The sequence below is a fragment of the Streptomyces flaveolus genome (assembly GCF_044765825.1).
Taxonomy (GTDB): Bacteria; Actinomycetota; Actinomycetes; order Streptomycetales; family Streptomycetaceae; genus Streptomyces; species Streptomyces flaveolus.
Map to the genome: position 1 here is coordinate 169,798 of NZ_JBIWKU010000016.1, position 18,629 is coordinate 188,426.

The window sequence follows — 18,629 nt, forward strand, 5'->3', positions numbered from 1 at the left end:
CCACCGGGCGGGGAAACCGTGTCCGGAAGGTCCGCGCGCACCCGCCGACGGGACGGAGAACAGGCGATGGCCACCACGACAGGCGAGACCCGGCCGGCCACGACGGAGCCGAACAGCATCCGGCTGCCCGGCGTCCTGCTCGGGGTCGGGCTCGGCGGCTTCGTCGACGGCATCCTGCTCCACCAGCTCCTGCAGTGGCACCACATGCTCACCAGCACCGACCACGACCGCATCGGAGTGAAGTACTACGACCCGGGCACCGTCTCCGGACTGGAGATGAACACCGTGTGGGACGGCGTCTTCCACGCCGTGTGCTGGATCTCCGTGCTGCTGGGCCTGGCCCTGCTGTACTCCCGGGTCACGCACAACCGGCGGGCGGTGTGGGCCTCCCGCGTGCTGTGGGGCTGGATCCTGGCGGGCTGGGGTCTGTTCAACCTGGTCGAAGGACTCCTGGACCACCAGATTCTGGGCATTCATCACGTCCACGGCGGCCCCCACCAGGCGTGGTGGGACGCGGGGTTCCTGGTCCTGGGCGCGCTGTTCCTGCTCGCCGGGCACCTGCTGCAGCGCGGGGGCCGGCCCGTCGACCCCGGCGCCCCCCGAGGCGCCGGACGGGCCGGGGGCCGGGCCTGATGGGCCCGACGGGCGACGCGCACTCCCCGCACCACCACGCTCCGGGCGGTGACGCCGTGCCGGGCGCCGTGACGGCCCTGTTCGTCCCGCTGCTCCTGTCGGCCCTCCTGGCCGTGACGGCGGCCTACCTGCTCGCCGCACGCCGGGCCCGGCGCCGCAACCCCGCGCAGGGCTGGAGCGGCCCGCGGTCGGCGTCGTTCCTCGGCGGGACGGCGCTGCTCGCCGTCGCCCTGCTGCCGCCGCTGGGGCCCGCCGCGCACACCGACTTCCGGGGGCACATGGCCCAGCACATGCTCATCGGCATGTACGCGCCCCTGCTCCTGGTCCTCGCCGCGCCGGTCACCCTGCTGCTGCGCACTCTTTCGCCGGGGCGCGCCCGCCGGGTGACCGGGCTGCTGCACAGCCGCCCCGCCCGCTTCGTCACCCACCCCGCCACCGCGCTCGCCCTGAGCACCGGCACCCTGGGCGTGCTGTACTTCACCCCGCTGTACGACGCGGCCATGGGCCACCCGGCGGGGCACTGGCTGATGAACGCCCACTTCCTGGCGTCCGGATGCCTCTTCGCCCACGCCGTGGCGGGCCCCGACCCGGCACCCGCGCGGCCCGGCGTACCGGCCCGGCTCGTGTACCTCGGCGTCGCGATCGCCGTCCACGCCCTCATCGCCCAGGCGATGTACGGCGGTTTCTTCGTCGGCGTCCACGTACCGGTCGACCAGCTCCGGCAGGGGGCGGAGATCATGTACTACGGCGGTGACATCGCCGAACTGCTGCTCGCCGCCGCGCTGGTGTCCACCTGGCGGCCCGAGCGGCGCGGGGCGCGCCCGCCAGTCCGGCCGGCGGTCCCGGGGTCAGGCGGCGTCCCGGTCCGCTGAGGCAGGGGCCCGCCCTGCGGACGCCCGGACCCGGCCCGCTCCCGCGCCGGTCCGGCCGCCCGGAAGGAGCCGCAGGTGCCGTCGGCGCCGGGCGTGCCGGGCCGGTTCCGTGTCACGGAAGAGCCTGTCCTCCAGCCACGTCATGGTGAACAGCAGCAGCCCGAGTCCGGGCAGCAGCAGGACGGCAACGATAACCACGTCGCAGCTCCCCCTCCGCTGTGAGCGACTCCCTTCCGCATGCCCGGGGTGGTGCCGGTGATGGGCCCGCGCTCCGTGAAGATGACGCGACCGTCGGACATACAGCGCAAAGGCGGCCAAATGCTTGAGTGGGCAGGAGGTGCCCCCGTGTCATGTTCGGGCCGCCCGTGGGTAGGCGGGGCCGACGGCAGGGACACAGCGCCGAGGAACGGAGCACTTGAGGCGATGACGCACGCAACCGCACCCACCGGCCCGGCCACCGGACCACAGTCGGCGGCCTCCTGGTCGGACTGGGTGGGCGACCACACCGCCGCGCTGGTCGGAGTACCGCTGCGGATCGCGCTCATCGTCGTGGTCCTGCTGGTGGTGCGCGTGGTGGCGAAGCGGGCCATCACACGGGTCGTGCAGCGCGTACTGGAACCGTCGGCGGGCGAGCACGAACGGAGCCGTTCGCGCTGGTCGGGCCGGGGCCCGGCCGTACTGCACCGCGACCGGTCCCGGGCGAGGCAGCGGCGCGAGCAGCGGGCCCGCACCATCGGCTCGGTGCTCAGCAGCGCCGTGACCATCGTGCTGTTCATGGTCGGCGTCGCCATGGTGCTCGACCAGGTGGGCATCGCGCTCGGCCCGCTGCTGGCCAGCGCCGGAGTCGTCGGCCTGGCGATCGGCTTCGGCGCGCAGAGCCTGGTCGCCGACTACCTGTCCGGCCTGCTGATCATGATCGAGGACCAGTACGGCGTCGGCGACTCGGTGGACCTCGGGGAGGCCGTCGGCGAGGTGGAGCAGGTCGGCCTGCGCCTGACCCACGTGCGCGACCTCAACGGCGGCCTGTGGCACATCCGCAACGGCGAGATCCTGCGGGTCCGCAACGACAGCCAGGAATGGGCCCGCGCCGTCCTGGACGTCGCCGTGACCTACGACGCGGACCTCGACACGGTCTACCGCGTCCTCGAGGACGCCGGCCGCACGCTTCGCGAGGACCCGGACTTCGCGGACCTCCTGCTGGAGGACGTCTCGGTGTGGGGTGTGCAGTCCCTCGACCCGGACGGGGTCGTGGTGCGTGTCGCGGTCAGGACCGTGCCGCTCCAGCAGTGGGGCGTCACCCGCGAACTGCGCCGCCGGGTCAAGGACGCGCTGGACGAGGCGGGCATCGACATCCCCTTCGCGCGCAACGTGTGGGTGCGCGGCGGCGACTCCTCGGAGTCGGGCTCCGCAGCCCTGCGCTGACGGGCGGGACCGGGGGAGGGCGGCGCACTTGCCGTTCCGGCAAAGTCGTTCGCCGTCGCGGCGGGGGTGGGTGCAGCCTGGCGCAGGACGGGCCGCGCACCTCGCGGGCCCGCCGAGCAGACGACCGTGTCCGTTCCTCAGGAGGCACGCATGACCCACACGCCCGCACCCGCCCCGGCCGCCGATTTCTGGGAGGCCCGCTACCGCGACACCGACCGCGTCTGGAGCGGCCGCCCGAACGAACTGCTGGTCCGGGAGGCGGGCGACCTCACCCCGGGAACCGCGCTCGACCTGGGATGCGGCGAGGGAGCGGACGCCGTGTGGCTGGCGGGGCGCGGCTGGCACGTCACCGGTGTGGACATCTCCGCCACGGCACTCGAACGCGCCGCCGTGCACGCCGCCGACGCCGGGGTCGGCGACCGTGTCGCCTGGGAGCGCCACGAACTGGGACGCTCGTTCCCCGAGGGCTCCTTCGACCTGGTGAGCGCCCACTACCTGCAGTCGCCGGTGGCCCTCGACCAGCGGGCGGTCCTCGGCAGTGCGGCGAACGCCGTCGCGGACGGCGGCACCCTGCTGGTCGTCATGCACGCCGGGTGGCCCTCGTGGCAGACCGAACCGCCCTTCGACGCCGTCTTCCCCACCCTGGACGGAGTCCTCGACGAGCTCGCCCTGCCGGCCGGTGAGTGGACCGTCCGGACCAAGGAGACCGTCCGCCGGCCGAGCACCTCACCCGAGGGCACCGAGGGCCACCGCGACGACAACGTATGGCGGCTGCGGCGCGGGTGAGGGGCGACAGCGGCCGGTGAGCACTGGCGGCGGCCCGACCGGGTACCCGTTCGGCGGCGCCGGGCGCGACAGGCCCGGCGCGGTGTGCACCGAGCGGCGAGGGAGCGGCCATGGGCGGGAAACGGCCGTCGAGCACGGAAGAAGGAGCGGAGGGCGCAGAGGACGCCGAGCGGCTGCGCCGCGAACAGGCGATGCTGCCGCGCGCCGCGTTCTTCGCCGAGGTGGAGCACGTGCCGGCCGAACGGGCCGCCGGACGCGTCTGCGCGGAGACGGTCAGCACGTATCCGCCGGGCGTGCCCGTGATCGCACCCGGCGAGGTCAACACCGACGAGGTCCTCGACTACCTGCGCAGCGGTGCCGAGCACGGCGTCCTGATCCCGGACGCCGCGGACCCGTCGCTGCGGACGTGCGCGTGGTCCGTGCGACGTCCTGACTGTCGGCCCTGTCGGACACGCCTTCGGCGCGGGGCGACCGCCCCGCGCCGAAGGCGTGTGCGTCAGGCGTGCCGCCGTCCGTCACACACGCTGCCACAGGGCCGGCGTGCTCGACGGCGACCAGGTGCCCTGCGCCTGGTGGCTCTGCAGACACCGGTACCGCACGCCGTCGTAGGACACCGTGGCCCCGACCTGGTAGACCCGGCCGGCGGCCCACGCGTCCGGCGCCGCGTTGTCCTGCGGCGCGGGCGCCTGGGCCTGGGCCGCCGTGGTCTTCAGAGTGAGACCGAAGTCGCCGAGCAGCGGATTGACCGGCTGGTAGAACGTGGTGCCGCCGTTGGTGCAGTCACCGGAACCGCCCGACGTGGTGCCCTGTGCCTGGGCGCCCGCGACGAAGGGGCCGCCGGAGTCGCCGGGTTCGGCGCACACCGTGGTCTCGGTCAGCCCGTCGACCGTGCCCTCGGCGTAGTGGACGCTCGTGTCGTGCTGGCGGACCGTGCCGCAGTGCCAGCCGGTGGTGGACCCCGAACGGCACACCGACGCCCCGACGAGCGCCTCCACCGAGCCGGCGACCTGCACCTTCTGCCCGTCCTGCGCCTTGACGTCGGGTGTGGCGGTCCAGTCGGCGTTGACCGCCACCCAGGCCATGTCCTTGCCGGGGAAGACGGAGCTCTGGAAGGTGCCCTGGTCGCTCTGGTCGTACCCGGTGGTCTTCGCGCCCGCCCTGCCGCAGTGACCGGCCGTGGCGAAGCCCTGTTGCTCGCCCTTGGTGACGGAGAAGCCGATGGAGCAGCGCGCCCGGGCGTCGATGTAGTAGGCGTCGCCGCCGACGAGGTCCTTCAGCACCCGCGGCCGGTTCGCGGACACCCGGACGCCCACGTTCTCGGCCTCGACGCCGGCGGTCCTGACGAAGGCCGCCGCGGCCGTCTCGCTGGTCGCCTGGACCATGACCCGGTTGGTCTTCACGTCCACGTACCAGACCGGCGTCTCGGCGGTCCTGGTCCGGACGGCGGCGGCGTCCAGCTTCTCCTTGACCGCGGCGAGCTGGGCCAGCGGCTTCTCGACGACCGCCGCCCTGGCGCCCTGCGCCTCGATCGCGCCGGTGTCCGCGGCGTCGGTGGTGGCGACGGTCAGCTCGGTGGAGGTCGCGCCGCTCACCCAGGCCCCGGCGAAGCGGTCGCCCAGCGTGTTGCGCAGCCGGCCCGCACGGGTGCCGGCCTCCGCCTCGTTGACCAGCCGGGCGGTCGCCTGATTGGGGGTCAGCCCCAGGTCGCGCTCCATCGCGCGCAGCACCTGCGCCGGCGGTTTGTCGGCGCCGAGCGTCTGGGCGGCGGTGGGCAGCGGCCCCGGCGCGGCCGACGCGGCCAGGGGGAGCGCGGTCAGGGCGAGCGCGCCGAGCGCGGTCACGGCGGCGCGGCGGGTGCGCGCGGTATGTCTGCCGACCATGCGATGTGCCTCCTTCGAGGGCTGTGCGAGACAGCGGAGAACAGTGAGTGACCGCGCGGGTGACCGTGGGTCACGCGGCGACCGGGCGAGTCACAGGCCTTGCCGGAAAGTCCCGCGGACATGCCGGACACGGGCGTCTTTCGCGCGATGGGGGAAGCGGTGGGGTGCAAGTGCAGTACAGGCACGGGCAGGCCGCGCCCCGCTCAGGCCGGTTTCAGCCCCGGGGCGCCCGCCTCGGTGACGAAGGACGCGGCCGTGGTGACGGCCGCGCCGGGCGTGCTGATGGCGGAGACCGTCCTGAAGTCCAAGTGGGCCGCCCGGCGGCCGAGTTCGACCCGGACGTAGCCGCGCTTGCCGTTGTAGAACTTCATGTGCGGGTTGGCCCGCATGTAGGTGTCCCAGTCGGCGGGCTGCTCCACGCCGTCCCGGCCGCTGGCGACGGAGGTGCAGGTGACCTCCGTGCCGAGGGTCGTGGACGCGGGGTCGTCGAAGTCGTCCTTGACGTCGAAGGCGTTGGCCACGTGCACGTCGCCGGTGAGGATCAGCCAGTTGTCGACCCCGGCCGCCTTCGCCCCGGCGACGACGCGGTCGCGGGAGGCCCGGTAGCCGTCCCAGGCGTCCATGGAGAGCGCGGCGTCGGCGGTCACGTCGAACTTGCGCTGGGAGAAGCAGACCTGCTGCGGCATGACGTTCCACAGCGCCGTCGAGTCCCGCCAGCCGTCGATCAGCCACTTCTCCTGCGCGGCACCGGTCATGGTGCGCGCCGGGTCGTCGGACTCGGGCCCGGGGGCGTGCGGGCGGTCGTCGTAGGCCTGGTCGGAGCGGTACTGGCGGGTGTCCAGGATGTCGAACTGGGCGAGCGTGCCCCAGTGCAGCCGGCGGTACAGCCGCGCGTCGGGGCCCTGGGGGAGCTGTGCGGTGCGCAGCGGCTGGTTCTCCCAGTAGGCGCGGTAGGCGGCGGCCCGGCGCAGCAGGAACTCGGCCGGTGGCACCTCGTTCTCGGGGATGCTGCCGGCGTAATTGTTCTCCGTCTCGTGGTCGTCCCAGGCGACGACGAAGGGATGGGCGTGGTGCGCGGCCTGGAGGTCCTTGTCGGTCTTGTAGAGCGAGTAGCGCAGCCGGTAGTCGGCGAGGGTCATGGTCTCGCGGTTGAACACGTCGGGCAGCGTGATGTCCGTGTAGCGGCGCTCGCCGCCCGCCGGGTTCACCGCGTACTCGTAGAGGTAGTCGCCGAGGTGGAAGACCACGTCGACGTCGTCCTCGGCGACGTGCCCGAGCACGGTGTAGTAGCCGTCCTGGTAGGCCTGGCAGGCGACGGCGGCCAGTCTCAGGGCGGACGCGTCGCTGCCCGGACGGGGGGCGGTGCGGGTGCGCCCCGTCGGGCTGATCCAGGAACCGGTCCGGAAGCGGTAGTAGTACTCGGTGCCCGGCGTCAGGCCCGTGACGTCGACGTGGACGCTGTGGGCGTACTCGGCGTGGGCGTCGGCGGTGCCCCGGAACAGGACGCCCACGAAGTAGTCGTCGAGGGCGACCTCCCACTCGACCGCGACCCGCTCCGTGCCCATACCGCCGTCCTCCAGGAACGGCTCGGGTGCCAGCCGTGTCCACAGCAGCACCGAGTCCGGCAGCGGGTCACCGGAGGCGACGCCGAGGGTGAAGGGGTCCTTGGTGATACGGGCGGTCCGCTCGCGGGCGGCGACGGCGCCCCGGGCCGGCAGATTGGTGGAGAAGGCCAGCGCGGCGGCGGCCGCGGTGACGGTGAGGAAGCGCCGGCGGCCGAGGCGCCGGGCGGCGGCGCCCATCACGGCGTCGTGCGGGGAGAAGGCGTGCTCGGCCAGTGAGCTGTGACGGCCCGTGGGCGCCATCTGGTGTCCTCTCGTACGGGGCGGGCGGTCCGTGGGCGAGCGGCACGGGGGAACCGCGTGGGGCCCCGGGCGGTCGCGCCGCGCGCCCGGGCCCCGTCGCGCGGTGACGTCGACCCGCGATGCGCGGACCCCGCATGCTAAGCAGACAAAATGACTTAAACGGGCAGGACGTGCTGAGTGATCACACAGGAGGCGGTACGCGTGTGTGGCCGGCTCGGGCCCGGGGCACCCGGTGCGGGCGGGAACGCGCGCACGCGGCGGAGGAAGGGCGGCGGGCCGGGGCGATGGCCAGGAGACGGCGCTACGAGGTGGCGGCCTCGGGTCGCTGGTGGGACGCGGAGGACAACCGCTGGCTGCCGGCCGGTGAGGTGCACGCGTGGGAACAGGGCACGAACCAGACGGTGTGCGGGTTGTCCCTCCACCGGTCGCAGCTGTCCCGCTTCTCGTCCGTGGGCTGGGCCGACGTGCTGCCCGAGTCCGGTGGAGCGGCCGACGAGGTACGCCGGGTCTGCCCCCGCTGCGCCGCCGCGGCCGGCCGCCGCGGCGCCGATGCCCGGCCCGGGTGGCGGCGCACCGACCCGCGGCCCTGGGCCGGGCGTCAGACTCCCGTCTGCCCGGCGACGCCCTGCACGCGCCCCCGGAGGGGGTGCCCCCACTCGCCGCACCGGGCCCTGACCCACGTACATCCCGTACGAGGGTCAGGGCCGGCACGCCGAGAGCACGCCCCTGACGCCGCGGACCGGCTACGTCGGCAGGGGCGAGCGGCTGACGCGGATCTTCGACTGGCCGTGCGGACGCTTCTCCCAGTCCTCCATGAACCGCGCGTGCAGGCCGTGCCTGCGGGCCAGGTGCAGCAGGGTTTCGGTGCGGTAGTAGAAGTCCTCGCGCAGTACCTGGTGTTCGGTGCCCTCCGTGCGGTCGAAGGTGAAGTCGAAGAACCCGGTGTCCGTCAGGACGCGGCCGACGTGCGCGAGGCACTCGTCGATGACCTTCAGCGGCGAGTGGGAGAAGACGCTGTGCGCGTGGATGACGTCGAAGCGGTCGTCGGGCAGGAAGTCCAGCGTGAGGTCGCCGGTGAGGGTCAGGTGGGGCAGCTTGTCCTGGAGTCCGCGCTCGGTGAGCGTCCTCTTGGCGGCGATCAGTATGTCCGGCGAGATGTCGATGCCGTAGTAGTGGCCGGTCTCGAGGTGGTCGATGAAGCGCCAGCCGCCGCGCAGATTGCCGCAGCCGATGTCGAGCATGTGGTGCCCGGGGCGCAGTCCGTGCTCGAGCAGGTAGTCGAACTGCATCTGACCGAGCGCCAGCCAGCGGTCGTGGGTCCGGCTGCCGACCGCGGCCTCCGGGTCGCGGCGGGTGTCGGACGCCATCACCGCCCGGTAGTAGCCGACGTGGTCGGGGTGCTTGAGCCGCAGCCACGCGTCGCGGCCGGCCCGGCGGACGTAGGGCGCTACGCGCTCGGGATGGCGCAGCGCGTAGCCGACCTTGTGGGTGAGCGCGGCGCGGTTGCTGCGCAGCTTCTTCGGGGACTTGGCGTCCTTGGGCATGACGGATCGACCTCCGTGCGAGGTGGGGGCGGAACGGTGGGAGGCGCCGGGGCCGGGTGTCAGACCCGGCGGCGCAGCAACAGGACCACGGCGACGGTGAGCGCGAGGGCGAGGCCGCCGAGGAGGGCCGTGTCGATCCACTGGAACGTCCAGTAGTCGCCGGCCGGGTTGGCCTCGTAGGAGCGGGCCACGTAGCCGTGCTCGGCCATGCACCGGCGCAGTTCGCCGCCGGAGGGGAAGGGGCAGTTCAGTACGTCCTCGCGGCCGCCGGAGGCCGTGACGAGGCCGTAGTGACCGGTGGACCACTTGTCACCCATGGGCGGCTTGGGCTGCCATCCGGAGCTGACGTACCGTTCGGGCGGCACCAGCAGCCGGGCCCGGTGCGTCCACTGCACCAGGACCGCCACCACCGTGGTGACGAGCAGCGTCCACGCCATCGCGGTCAGCACCCGGCGGGCGAGCAGCCCGGCCAGCGTGCCGGCGGCCAGGCCGAACAGCGCGGCGGCGACCGTGCTGGGGCCGGAGCCGGTGAGGGCGGTGGCCTCGTACCAGAAGACGCCGTAGCTGCGGTTGGCGGCCGGCTGCCACCACCAGCGGAACAGCAGGGCCAGGGCGCCGGACAGGACCACGGTGCACGCCACGGCCAGCGCGAACCGGGAGGCGAACCACTGGGCCCGGCTCACTCCCTGCGACAGGACCAGCCGGTGAGTGCCCAGCTCCCGGTCCCGCCCCAGCAGCGGCGCTCCCCAGAACATGCCGATCAGCACGGGCAGCGCGATGTTGAGCGCCCCGAGGAGTTTGAGCGGTTCGACGTCCAGGAACCGAGGCAGTCCGTCCTCCGGCCCGCTGCAGTACAGGGGCCCGGGGTCGCAGTGGTCGAACACCCCGCTGCGCAGGTCGTCGAGCATGCCCGAGCGGAAGTACGCGGCGAGCGCCGCGGCGGCCAGCAGGACGACGGCACCGCAGACGACCAGTACCCGCTGCTGACGCCACGCCAGCCACAACGAGCCCTTCACGCCGCCGCCTCCTTCGCGTCTTCGGCCGGGCTCTCCGCGCCGGTCCTCAGGTGGCCGAGGAGGATCTCCTCCAGGCCGGGCCGCTCGACGCACCAGTCACCGCCGAGCGGTCCCCGCCGCCGGACCAGCGCGGTCAGCTGCCGCCCGTGCGCCCGGCGGTGCACCACGGTGTGCCCGGCCAGCGCCGGCTCCTCGTCGATGTGCCCGGTGAGCAGGGTGTGGCTCTCGCGGAGCATGTCGGCGTCCTCGCTCAGCGCGACCCGTCCCGCTCGCAGCAGCACCACCCAGTCGCAGGTCTGCTCCAGGTCGGGCAGGACGTGCGAGGACAGCACGATGCTCACCTCGCGCTCGGCCGCCTCGGCCATCAGCGTCGCCATGATCTCGCCGCGCACCACCGGGTCGAGGTCGGCGAGCGGCTCGTCCAGCAGCAGCAGTTCGGGCCGCTTGCCGAGGGCCAGGGCGAGCGCCACCCGGGTGCGCTGACCCGGCGACAGCTCGCCCACCCGCGCCGCCCCGGCGATGCCGCCCTCGCGGACGACCCGTTCGGCGACCGCGGCGTCCCACACGGGGTTGAGCCTGCCGCCCATGCGGAGCGTGTCAGCCACGGTGAAGCGGGGGTAGAGCGGCTTGTCCTGGGTGACCAGGGCGACCCGGGCGCGTGCCCCGGCCGTGTCCGGGACGGTGTCCAGTGCCCGGATCGTGCCCTGGGTGGGGCGCAGCAGTCCGCCGGCCAGGTGCAGCAGCGTGCTCTTGCCCGCGCCGTTGCGTCCGACCAGGGCGGTGATGCGGCCGCGGGGCACCGTGAATCCACAGTCCCGCAGGGCCCAGCCGCCGCGGGCCCGGTAGCGGAACCCGAGGTCCGTGCCGCTCAGCGCGGCGGGCTCGTCAGGCCCGGTCATGCGTCCTCCTGTTTCTGTCCCCGGTCGCCCGGGTCGTGCTCGTGGTGCCGTTCGTGCTCCGGCTCGTGCCCCTGCTCGTGTTCGTCGAGGGCCGCCGTGACCAGTGCCAGCACGTCGTCGCGCTCCAGTCCGGCCGACCGGGCCCGTGCGACCCACCCGGTGAGTTCGCTGCGCAGCGGCGAGTCGTCCTCCGCGCCGGGCCGCGCCAGCGACCGCGTCACGAAGGTTCCGAGCCCGCGCCGCGACCGCACCAGGCCGGCCTGTTCCAGGTCCCGGTACGCCCGGAACACCGTGTTGGGGTTGATGGCGGTGGCAGCGACGACCTCCCTGGCCGTCGGGAGCTTGTCCCCGACCCGCAGCACACCCATCCGGAGTGCCTGTTCGGTCTGCCGCACGATCTGCACGTAGGCCGGGATGCCGCTCTGTCGATCGATCCGGTACTCGACCACGTCACCTTCCATGCTTTCATTAATTCATTAGTAGAAGCATGATCAGGGAGTGGGAAGATGTCAAACCACCGACCCCGCTGGAGGACACGCGTGACGACCACCACCCCACCGGTCACCCTCGACGACATCCGCTCCGCCGCCGCCCGCCTGGACGGCGTCGCACACCGCACCCCGGTGCTGCGCTCGCGCACCCTGGACGCTCTCGTCGGCGCCGAGGTCCTCCTCAAGTGCGAGAACTTCCAGCGCGTGGGCGCCTTCAAGTTCCGCGGCGCCTACAACGCGGCCTCCCGCCTCACCCCCGAGGAGTCGGCCCGGGGCATCGCCGCCTACTCGTCCGGCAACCACGCCCAGGCCGTCGCCCTCGCCGCCCGGGAACTCGGCACCACCGCCGTCATCGTCATGCCCGAGGACGCGCCGCCGTCCAAGCGGGAGGCCACGGCGAGCTACGGTGCCGAGATCGTCACCTACGACCGCTACACCGGCGACCGGGTCGCGATCGCCGAGGCCCTCGCCGCCGAACGGGGCCTCACCCTGATCCCGCCCTACGAGCACCCGCACGTCATCGCCGGACAGGGCACCGCGGCCCTGGAACTGGTCGAGGAGAGCGGCGAGCTGGACGCGCTGATCGTCCCGGTCGGCGGCGGGGGACTGATCGCCGGCAGCGCGACCGCGGTCAAGGGCCTGCACGCCGGCACCCGGGTGCTCGGCGTCGAACCGGAGGCCGGCGACGACACCAAGCGCTCGCTGGAGGCGGGCCGGCGCGTCAGCGTCCCCGTGCCGCACACCATCGCCGACGGCCAGGCCCTGCACGCCCCGGGTGAGCTGACGTTCTCCCTCAACCGGCGGCTGGTCGACGGGATCGTGCTGGTCTCCGACGACGAGATCCGGGACGCGATGCGGTTCGCTTTCGAGCGGCTGAAGATCGTCCTGGAGCCCAGCGGCGCCACCCCGCTGGCCGCCCTGCTCACCGGCCGCGCCGGGCCCCTGCCCCGCCGGGTCGGCGCGATCCTCTCGGGCGGCAACGTCGACGCCGGCCGCTTCGCCCGCCTGTGCGGCGTCGCCCGCTGACACCGCGCTTCCCCGGATGGCGGCCCCGACTTGACAGGCGGACGATGGAGTGGTGGGGCAGGGAAAGGAGGAGCGTCATGTTCGAGGCCAAGACGCTCGACAAGCCGGACGAACGGCGGGACTTCCCCCGGGGACACCTCGAAGCCGTGCACATGGAAGGGCTCGACTTCGCCGTGGCCACCTTCGAGCCGGGCTGGCGCTGGTCGGAGTCCGTGGCACCCATCGCGGGCACCGACAGCTGCATGATCCACCACAACTGCTACGTGGTCCAGGGACGCATGTGCGTCCGCATGGACGACGACGGCACCGAGAGCGAGGTGGGTCCCGGCGACGTCTTCGTCTGCTCGCCCGGGCACGAAGCCTGGGTCGTGGGCGACGAACAGTGCGTGGTGTACGACTTCGCCGGAGCCATGGCGAAGGAGTACGCCAAGGCCGACTAGGGGCAGACCGGTACACCAAGGCCGGCCGGCAGGAGACCCGGCGCGTCACACCGGCAGCAGCCGGGTCACCAGGGTGCCGAGCTGGCGGGCGTTGCGGCACTCGTACATCTCGACCAGCTCGGCGTACTCCGGCGCCGCGGAGTCCCCGGTGCCCCACCGGGAGCGCTGCTCGGGGTTGAGCCAGTACACCCGGCGGGCCCGCCCGGCGATCTCCCGTACGGCGGCGAGATTCGGGTCGCCCATGTTCGTCCGGGCGTCACCCAGCACGAACACGGTCGTGCGCGGGCCCACCGCGTCGCCGTAGCGTTCCGCGAACTCGCCGAGGGCGACCCCGTAGTCGCTGCTGCCGTGCCAGGCGGTGAGCGTCGCCCGCTCACCGATGCGGGCGCCGAGCCCCTCCGGGTCGGCGGCGCCGTGCACGAGCAGCCCGGTCACCTCGTCGACCCGGTTGACGAACGCGAAGACGCGCACCTTCCCGAACTGGTCGTGCAGCGCCTGCACCAGCAGCATCGTGAAGTCCGAGAACCCCGCCACCGACCCCGACACGTCGCACAGCAGCACCAGTTCGGGCCGCACCGGACGGCGCCTGCGCAGCACCGGCCGCATCGGCACCCCGCCCGTCGACAGCGAACCGCGCAGGGTGCGCCGCAGGTCGATGCTGCCGCGGGAGGCCCGCCGCCGACGCGCCGCGAGCCGGGTGGCCAGCTTGCGGGCGAGCGGCTGCACGGTCCGGCGCAACTCGGCCAGCCGGTCCTTGCCCAGGAGCAGGAAGTCGACGCGGTCGGGGGTCGTGGCCACCGCCCGCCGGGCGATCTCGTCCCGGCCCCGCCGCTCGGCGACCCGGCGCCGTGCCTCCGACGCCACCATCTGCCGGAAGTCCTCGATACGACGCCGGATCTCGTCCTCCAGCAGCCTGTCGGCGAAGCCCGTGCCGCCGCCCCGCGCCCGGACGTCGTCGCGGACCCGGGCGAGCAGGGTCTGCGGTCGCAGCCGGTCGAGCGTCTGATGCGACGACCAGCCGTCCGAACCGGGAGAGCCGGGGGAGCCGTACCCGCCGAACCCCGCGACCGCCTCGGCGGCCAGCCGCTCCAGCAGCGCCCGGTCGTCGGCCGCGAGCGCGTCGGCGATCCGGTCCCGCAGCTCGTCCCGCCCGGCCGGTGCGGACTCCGGGCCGCCGGCCCGGCGCGGGAAGTACAGGTCGAAGACCGGGTCGAACACCCGGCGCTGGCCTGGGGTGTGCAGCAGCGTCGCCGCCAGGCCCTCCCGCAGCAGCTCCCGGTCCGCCAGGCCGAGTGCCTCGACCGCCCGTGCCGCGTCCACGCTCTCACCCGTGCCGATCCTCACGCCGTGCGCGCGCAACGCGGCGACCAGGGAGGTCAGCCGCTCGGTCACGCCCGCGCCGGTGGTCACAGCGCGTCCAGGTCGAGCTTGGCCGCCGCCTTCTGCACGTCGTCGTGGTGCTTGAGGACGACGCCCAGGGTGTCCCGTACGACCTTCTCGTCGAGCGTGCCGGTGCCGAGCGCCAGCAGGGTGCGGGCCCAGTCGATGGTCTCGGCGACCGAGGGCAGCTTCCGCAGGTCCATGGCGCGCAGTGCGCCCACCACCCGCACCAGGGACGCGGCCAGCGCCTCGTCGAGCCCCGGCACCTTCAGCCGGACGATGCGCCGCTCCAGTTCCTCCTCGGGGAAACCGATGTGCAGGAACAGGCAGCGCCGGCGCAGCGCCTCGGACAGTTCACGGCTCGCGTTCGAGGTGAGCACGACGAAGGGCCGGCGGGTCGCGGTGATGGTGCCCAGCTCCGGGACGGTGACCTGGAAGTCGCTGAGCACCTCCAGGAGCAGGCCCTCCACCTCGACGTCCGCCTTGTCGGTCTCGTCGATGAGCAGCACCTTGGGCTCGTCGCCGCGGATCGCGGTCAGCAGCGGGCGGCTGAGCAGGAACTCCTCGCCGAAGATGTCGGTGCGGGCCTCGTCCCAGGTCTCGTCGCGGCCGGCGCTGATGCGCAGCAGCTGCTTGGCGTGGTTCCACTCGTACAGCGCCCGGGACTCGTCGACGCCCTCGTAGCACTGCAGCCGTACCAGCCGGGCGTCCGCGACCGCGGCGACGGCCTTGGCCAGCTCGGTCTTGCCGACCCCGGCGGGGCCCTCCACCAGCAGCGGCTTGCCGAGGCGGTCGGCGAGGAACACGGTCGTGGCGACCGCGGGCGACGCCAGATAGCCGGTCGCGGCGAGCCGGGCGGAGACGTCGTCGACGGAAGTGAACACCGGGGGCCTCCAGCTCGGGACAGGGTCTGCGACGTCTATCTAAGCGCTTGTTCACCGTCGGTGTCACGCAAAAGGACGGTGCCGGGGATGCCCCGCCCACGGGCATCCCCGGCACCGCCGACTGCTCACGCGGTCAGTGCGACCGCCCCGACCGCCGGGACACGCAGCACCCGCCGGGCCGTGACCAGGCTCGTGCCCAGCGTCGCCGCCGCGCTCACCGCCGCCATCGCGAGCCAGGTGCCGAGGAACTGGTCCGGCAGCACCGCGTCGGTGCGCACCACCGTGAACGGCACGACCCCCGCCAGCGCGGCCGACGTGCCGAACAGCACCCCCGTGACCGTCAGGATCACGCCCTCCACACCGACCGTCCCGAGCACCTGCCCGGGCGTCGCCCCCGCCAGCCGCAGCTGCCCGAACTCGCGCGAGCGGAAGGCCGTCGCCGCGTACAGCGAGTTCACCAGCATGACGCAGACGAAGACCGCGATGATGCCGACGACCGTGAGGTTGAGCGTCTCCAGGTTCTTGGCGTCGACCGACTTGACCAGTCCGGAGGCCCGCACGGCGTCGCTCTCCACGGACTGCATGGTGAGCGTCGCCGTGGACACGGCGGTGAACAGGATCAACGGCACCAGGATCCCGGCGAGGTGACCGGCCCGTCGGCGCAGATTGCGCACCGCCGCCCAGCCGCTCGCGCCATCGAGCGGCAGCCGGTCGAGCACGCCCGTCAACAGGGCCGGCGACAGCAGCGCGAACCCGACCGAAAGCAGGATCGCCCCGTAGGCCGGTGCCGCCATCAGCGCCTCGTCCGTCGCCGGGAACAGGAACGTCGAACCCGCCCCCGCCGCACCGGCGACAAGCGCTGCGTACGCCAGGAACCGCCGGGCGCCCGCCCGTTCCCGGCGGCCCCGGGTGACCCGCCGTACCGCGAACAGCGCGGCGCCGGCCGAGGCGAGCAGGGTGACGGCGACGCCGCTGACGAGCGCGACCGGGCCGAAGGCGGGGTCGACCGAGCGCGCCACCTGGCCGCTGTCCTGGAACATGTCCAGCAGCGCCCGGCCACCGAGCACGGCCGGCCCGATCGCGAGGACGGTGCCCGCCAGGGCCACGGCCACCGCCTCGCCCACGACCATCCGCACGATCTGCGCCGGGGTCGCCCCCGAGCAGCGCAACAGCTCCATCTCGGCGGTGCGCTGACGCACGTTGACCGTCAGAGTGGAGGCCACCGCGAAGAACACCAGCAGCGTCCCGTAACCGCCGACGACGCCCGCCGCCAGACCCAGCGTGTCCGCGCTCACCGCGTCGACGCCGTCCCCCGCCGCCGTGTCGTGCATCGAGTGGAACGTCATGACGACCGCCGCGCCCAGGAAGGTGGACAGCAGTGTCGCGAGGAACCGTCCGGGGCGCCGCCGGACCGACCGCAGGGACAGTGCGAACATCGCTCACACCCCCGTCGGCACGTCGTCGCCCAGGTGCGCGAGCCGCTCCGCGACCGCGTCCGGGGTCGGGGCGTCCATCCGGCCCGCCGGACGGCCGTCGGCGAGGAAGACGACCGAGTCCGCGTACGAGGCGGCGACCGGATCGTGCGTCACCATCACCACGGTCCGCCCGTGGACCCGCACCGCCTCCCGCAACAGCAGCAGCACCTGTCGCGCGCTGCGCGTGTCCAGTGCGCCCGTCGGCTCGTCCGCGAAGATCACCCGGGGCTCGGTGACCAGTGCGCGGGCGATCGCCACCCGCTGCCGCTGACCGCCGGAGAGCTGGTCGGGGCGGTGCCCCAGCCGGTCACCGAGACCGACCGCGACCAGGGTCTCCCGGACCCGTGCGCGGTCCACGCGCCGCCCGGCGAGCTTCAGCGGCAGCACCGTGTTCTGCGCGACAGTCAGCGTCTCCAGGAGGTTGTACTGCTGGAACACGAAGCCGACCCGCCCCCGCCGGAACTTCGTCAGCTCCGTCTCGCTGCCTCCGGTCAGTTCCTCGCCGTCCACACTCACGAACCCGCTGTCGGGCCGGTCCAGCCCCGCCGCGCACTGCAGCAGCGTGGACTTGCCCGAGCCCGACGGCCCCATCACCGCGGTGAACGTGCCCCGCCCGAGGCTCAGCGTCACCCCGTCCAGCGCGGTCACGCTGCTCTCGGCGGCGCCGTAAATCTTGGTGACCTTGACCAGCCGCAGCGCCTCGGGGGACGGTCCGGGGTCGTGCTTGCCTCGTGCGCGGGTACGGAACATCGTCATCGCCCTCCGTGCGGCACGCCCTGTGCGGTGCCTCGTCCACGACGCTACGGAGCGGGCGGTCCGCAGACACGGGGCGCAGAACCCGTATCGGGGGGTGTACTCAGTGACACCCCGGCCCGCGTCGTCACTCCGTCACCAGCACCACCTCCAGGGTGCGCGGCCCGTGCACCCCCTCGACCCGGTCGAGTTCGATGTCGCTGGTCGCCGACGGGCCGGAGATCCACGTCAACGGGCGTGCCGGGTCCAGGCGTTCGAGGGCCTGGGGGACGGAGGCGACCACCTGGCCGGGGACCCGGACAACGCAGATGTGGTGGTCCGGCACGAGCGTGATCCGGCGGCGGCCCTGGTCGGGGGAGCCGTCCAGGACGATCGTGCCGGTCTCGGCGATCGCGACGGCGCAGCCCGTGACCACGCTGTCGACGCGGTCCAGTTCGTGCGGCGTGCTCTCCGGACGGTCCGGGACCCGCTCCGGGCCGGACCCCGCGAGCCAGTCCGGGTCCAGGCCCGGCGGCACGAGTACCGTCCTCGACCTGCGGGCGGCGAGCAGCCCGGTGACCGTCGCCGCCACGTCACCGGCGGCGCAGCGGTGCACGATCGCCCGGTAGTCCGCCAGGTTCTCGGCGAGCAGCTCCACCGTCCGCGCGACGGTCCGGTCCCCGTGCTCCCGCAGATAGTCCCGGGCGACCGCGTCCCCGTACCGGGGGTCCCTCCCAGGCCGTTCAGGCACTGGGGGAGTGTCGTCGTGCGGCACGTCCGCGAGAGCGCGCCGCACCCGGCCCAGGATGCGTTCCCTGCTGCTCACTTCGCCCCGTCCTCTCCACCACGCGTGCGCTGCCACCAGTCCCGGAACGGCTCCGCGGGCACCGCCGGAAGGTCCCGGCTTCCGCTCCACGCCCGCCCCGGACCCGGAAGCGTGCGCGGATGCAGGCGGCGGGTGCGCGACGCCAGCCGCTGCCCGGCCCGCAGCGCGGCCGGGTGCGTGAACGCCCACTGCGCCGCGCGCATCGCCGCCCGCTCGGCGGCATGCCCCTTCGCCGGTCTCAGGACGACCCGGTTGCCCTCCCGGACGGCCGGCCCGCCCTGGACGACCCGTTCCCGCAGGTGCACGAGGACTTCGGGGATGTCGATGGCGACCGGGCACACCTCGTAGCAGGCGCCGCACAGGGAGGACGCGTACGGCAGGGAGGCGTCGATCTCGCTGCCCGTGCCCCGCAGCTGAGGGCTGAGGATGGCGCCGATCGGGCCCGGATACACCGAGCC

At 73.6% G+C, this 18,629-nt stretch carries 18 protein-coding genes and 3 pseudogenes; 8 read left to right on the forward strand and 13 right to left on the reverse strand.

The window, feature by feature from the left end:
- Positions 1 to 66 precede the first annotated feature (66 nt).
- On the forward strand, positions 67 to 633 hold the full coding sequence (locus tag ACIRG6_RS35165; protein WP_403325843.1) for a DUF2243 domain-containing protein: 567 nt from the start codon (positions 67 to 69) through the stop codon (positions 631 to 633).
- On the forward strand, positions 633 to 1,505 hold the full coding sequence (locus ACIRG6_RS35170; RefSeq protein WP_403325846.1) for a cytochrome c oxidase assembly protein: 873 nt from the start codon (positions 633 to 635) through the stop codon (positions 1,503 to 1,505). Before ACIRG6_RS35165 ends, ACIRG6_RS35170 begins: the two co-directional genes overlap by 1 nt.
- Here ACIRG6_RS35170 and ACIRG6_RS35175 read toward each other — a convergent pair.
- Positions 1,482 to 1,703 carry a hypothetical protein gene (locus tag ACIRG6_RS35175; RefSeq protein WP_350724077.1) on the reverse strand — a complete coding sequence of 74 codons (222 nt, stop codon included), beginning with the start codon at positions 1,701 to 1,703 and terminating at the stop codon, positions 1,482 to 1,484. The two genes, ACIRG6_RS35170 and ACIRG6_RS35175, sit on opposite strands and share 24 nt — an antisense overlap.
- A 225-nt stretch (positions 1,704 to 1,928) precedes the next feature.
- Between ACIRG6_RS35175 and ACIRG6_RS35180 the strand changes: the two genes are divergently transcribed.
- The 3 genes and pseudogenes from ACIRG6_RS35180 to ACIRG6_RS35190 form a co-directional block, all read left to right on the forward strand.
- Positions 1,929 to 2,927 (forward strand): mechanosensitive ion channel family protein, encoded by a 999-nt coding sequence (locus ACIRG6_RS35180; protein WP_403325849.1) that lies wholly within the window; start codon positions 1,929 to 1,931, stop codon positions 2,925 to 2,927.
- Positions 2,928 to 3,077: 150 nt separating this feature from the next.
- The gene (locus ACIRG6_RS35185) at positions 3,078 to 3,713 is read left to right on the forward strand and encodes a class I SAM-dependent methyltransferase (RefSeq protein ID WP_364684395.1); all 636 of its coding nucleotides are present in this window, start codon (positions 3,078 to 3,080) and stop codon (positions 3,711 to 3,713) included.
- A gap of 191 nt (positions 3,714 to 3,904) precedes the next feature.
- Positions 3,905 to 4,066 (forward strand): annotated as a pseudogene (locus ACIRG6_RS35190) (Orn/Lys/Arg family decarboxylase); the annotation flags it as partial.
- Between the two features lie 162 nt (positions 4,067 to 4,228).
- Here the strand turns inward: ACIRG6_RS35190 and ACIRG6_RS35195 are convergent.
- Together ACIRG6_RS35195 and ACIRG6_RS35200 are read right to left on the reverse strand one after the other, a co-directional pair.
- Positions 4,229 to 5,593, reverse strand: a complete 1,365-nt coding sequence (locus tag ACIRG6_RS35195) for a trypsin-like serine protease (protein WP_403325853.1) — start codon at positions 5,591 to 5,593, stop codon at positions 4,229 to 4,231.
- A gap of 203 nt (positions 5,594 to 5,796) precedes the next feature.
- Positions 5,797 to 7,458: an alkaline phosphatase D family protein gene (locus tag ACIRG6_RS35200; RefSeq protein WP_403325856.1), complete on the reverse strand. Its 1,662-nt coding sequence runs from the start codon at positions 7,456 to 7,458 to the stop codon at positions 5,797 to 5,799.
- Positions 7,459 to 7,742: 284 nt separating this feature from the next.
- Here ACIRG6_RS35200 and ACIRG6_RS35205 point away from each other — a divergent pair.
- Positions 7,743 to 8,045: pseudogene (locus tag ACIRG6_RS35205) on the forward strand (hypothetical protein); the annotation flags it as partial.
- Between the two features lie 156 nt (positions 8,046 to 8,201).
- Here the strand turns inward: ACIRG6_RS35205 and ACIRG6_RS35210 are convergent.
- From ACIRG6_RS35210 to ACIRG6_RS35225, 4 genes and pseudogenes are all read right to left on the reverse strand, one after another.
- Complete coding sequence (locus tag ACIRG6_RS35210) at positions 8,202 to 9,002, reverse strand: class I SAM-dependent DNA methyltransferase (protein ID WP_364824586.1); 801 nt, start codon at positions 9,000 to 9,002, stop codon at positions 8,202 to 8,204.
- A gap of 59 nt (positions 9,003 to 9,061) precedes the next feature.
- Positions 9,062 to 10,018 carry a transporter gene (locus ACIRG6_RS35215; RefSeq protein ID WP_364824584.1) on the reverse strand — a complete coding sequence of 319 codons (957 nt, stop codon included), beginning with the start codon at positions 10,016 to 10,018 and terminating at the stop codon, positions 9,062 to 9,064.
- Between the two features lie 398 nt (positions 10,019 to 10,416).
- Positions 10,417 to 10,917 (reverse strand): annotated as a pseudogene (locus ACIRG6_RS37785) (ATP-binding cassette domain-containing protein); the annotation flags it as partial.
- Positions 10,914 to 11,378 carry a GntR family transcriptional regulator gene (locus tag ACIRG6_RS35225; RefSeq protein WP_318215691.1) on the reverse strand — a complete coding sequence of 155 codons (465 nt, stop codon included), beginning with the start codon at positions 11,376 to 11,378 and terminating at the stop codon, positions 10,914 to 10,916. The gene ACIRG6_RS35225 and the pseudogene ACIRG6_RS37785, both read right to left, overlap by 4 nt.
- Before the next feature lie 78 nt (positions 11,379 to 11,456).
- Between ACIRG6_RS35225 and ACIRG6_RS35230 the strand changes: the two genes are divergently transcribed.
- Positions 11,457 to 12,434 (forward strand): pyridoxal-phosphate dependent enzyme, encoded by a 978-nt coding sequence (locus ACIRG6_RS35230; RefSeq protein ID WP_364824578.1) that lies wholly within the window; start codon positions 11,457 to 11,459, stop codon positions 12,432 to 12,434.
- Positions 12,435 to 12,511: 77 nt separating this feature from the next.
- The gene (locus ACIRG6_RS35235) at positions 12,512 to 12,874 is read left to right on the forward strand and encodes a cupin domain-containing protein (protein WP_189234303.1); all 363 of its coding nucleotides are present in this window, start codon (positions 12,512 to 12,514) and stop codon (positions 12,872 to 12,874) included.
- Positions 12,875 to 12,919: 45 nt separating this feature from the next.
- Here ACIRG6_RS35235 and ACIRG6_RS35240 read toward each other — a convergent pair whose 3' ends face one another.
- From ACIRG6_RS35240 to ACIRG6_RS35265, 6 genes are all read right to left on the reverse strand, one after another.
- Positions 12,920 to 14,284, reverse strand: a complete 1,365-nt coding sequence (locus tag ACIRG6_RS35240) for a VWA domain-containing protein (RefSeq protein ID WP_403325866.1) — start codon at positions 14,282 to 14,284, stop codon at positions 12,920 to 12,922.
- Positions 14,281 to 15,138, reverse strand: coding sequence for an AAA family ATPase (locus ACIRG6_RS35245; RefSeq protein WP_239769148.1), 858 nt, complete (start codon positions 15,136 to 15,138; stop codon positions 14,281 to 14,283). The genes ACIRG6_RS35240 and ACIRG6_RS35245 overlap by 4 nt, the downstream gene beginning before the upstream one ends.
- A gap of 125 nt (positions 15,139 to 15,263) precedes the next feature.
- The gene (locus tag ACIRG6_RS35250) at positions 15,264 to 16,574 is read right to left on the reverse strand and encodes an FtsX-like permease family protein (RefSeq protein WP_403325869.1); all 1,311 of its coding nucleotides are present in this window, start codon (positions 16,572 to 16,574) and stop codon (positions 15,264 to 15,266) included.
- A 3-nt stretch (positions 16,575 to 16,577) separates the two neighbouring features.
- Positions 16,578 to 17,369, reverse strand: a complete 792-nt coding sequence (locus ACIRG6_RS35255; protein ID WP_364824569.1) for an ABC transporter ATP-binding protein — start codon at positions 17,367 to 17,369, stop codon at positions 16,578 to 16,580.
- Positions 17,370 to 17,493: 124 nt separating this feature from the next.
- Positions 17,494 to 18,171 (reverse strand): LutC/YkgG family protein, encoded by a 678-nt coding sequence (locus ACIRG6_RS35260; protein ID WP_403325874.1) that lies wholly within the window; start codon positions 18,169 to 18,171, stop codon positions 17,494 to 17,496.
- On the reverse strand, positions 18,168 to 18,629 hold a 462-nt coding region (locus ACIRG6_RS35265; RefSeq protein WP_403325877.1), incomplete at its 5' end, for a lactate utilisation protein LutB domain-containing protein. The genes ACIRG6_RS35265 and ACIRG6_RS35260, both read right to left, overlap by 4 nt.

Excerpts from the sequence above, each read along its gene's own strand:
- ACIRG6_RS35200 (WP_403325856.1), bottom strand. The coding sequence starts at position 7,458 with ATGGCGCCCACGGGCCGTCACAGCTCACTGGCCGAGCACGCCTTCTCC.
- ACIRG6_RS35180 (WP_403325849.1), top strand. The coding sequence starts at position 1,929 with ATGACGCACGCAACCGCACCCACCGGCCCGGCCACCGGACCACAGTCG.
- ACIRG6_RS35225 (WP_318215691.1), bottom strand. The coding sequence starts at position 11,378 with ATGGAAGGTGACGTGGTCGAGTACCGGATCGATCGACAGAGCGGCATC.
- ACIRG6_RS35255 (WP_364824569.1), bottom strand. The coding sequence starts at position 17,369 with ATGACGATGTTCCGTACCCGCGCACGAGGCAAGCACGACCCCGGACCG.
- ACIRG6_RS35250 (WP_403325869.1), bottom strand. The coding sequence starts at position 16,574 with ATGTTCGCACTGTCCCTGCGGTCGGTCCGGCGGCGCCCCGGACGGTTC.
- ACIRG6_RS35165 (WP_403325843.1), top strand. The coding sequence starts at position 67 with ATGGCCACCACGACAGGCGAGACCCGGCCGGCCACGACGGAGCCGAAC.
- ACIRG6_RS35185 (WP_364684395.1), top strand. The coding sequence starts at position 3,078 with ATGACCCACACGCCCGCACCCGCCCCGGCCGCCGATTTCTGGGAGGCC.
- ACIRG6_RS35195 (WP_403325853.1), bottom strand. The coding sequence starts at position 5,593 with ATGGTCGGCAGACATACCGCGCGCACCCGCCGCGCCGCCGTGACCGCG.
- ACIRG6_RS35210 (WP_364824586.1), bottom strand. The coding sequence starts at position 9,002 with ATGCCCAAGGACGCCAAGTCCCCGAAGAAGCTGCGCAGCAACCGCGCC.
- ACIRG6_RS35235 (WP_189234303.1), top strand. The coding sequence starts at position 12,512 with ATGTTCGAGGCCAAGACGCTCGACAAGCCGGACGAACGGCGGGACTTC.
- ACIRG6_RS35170 (WP_403325846.1), top strand. The coding sequence starts at position 633 with ATGGGCCCGACGGGCGACGCGCACTCCCCGCACCACCACGCTCCGGGC.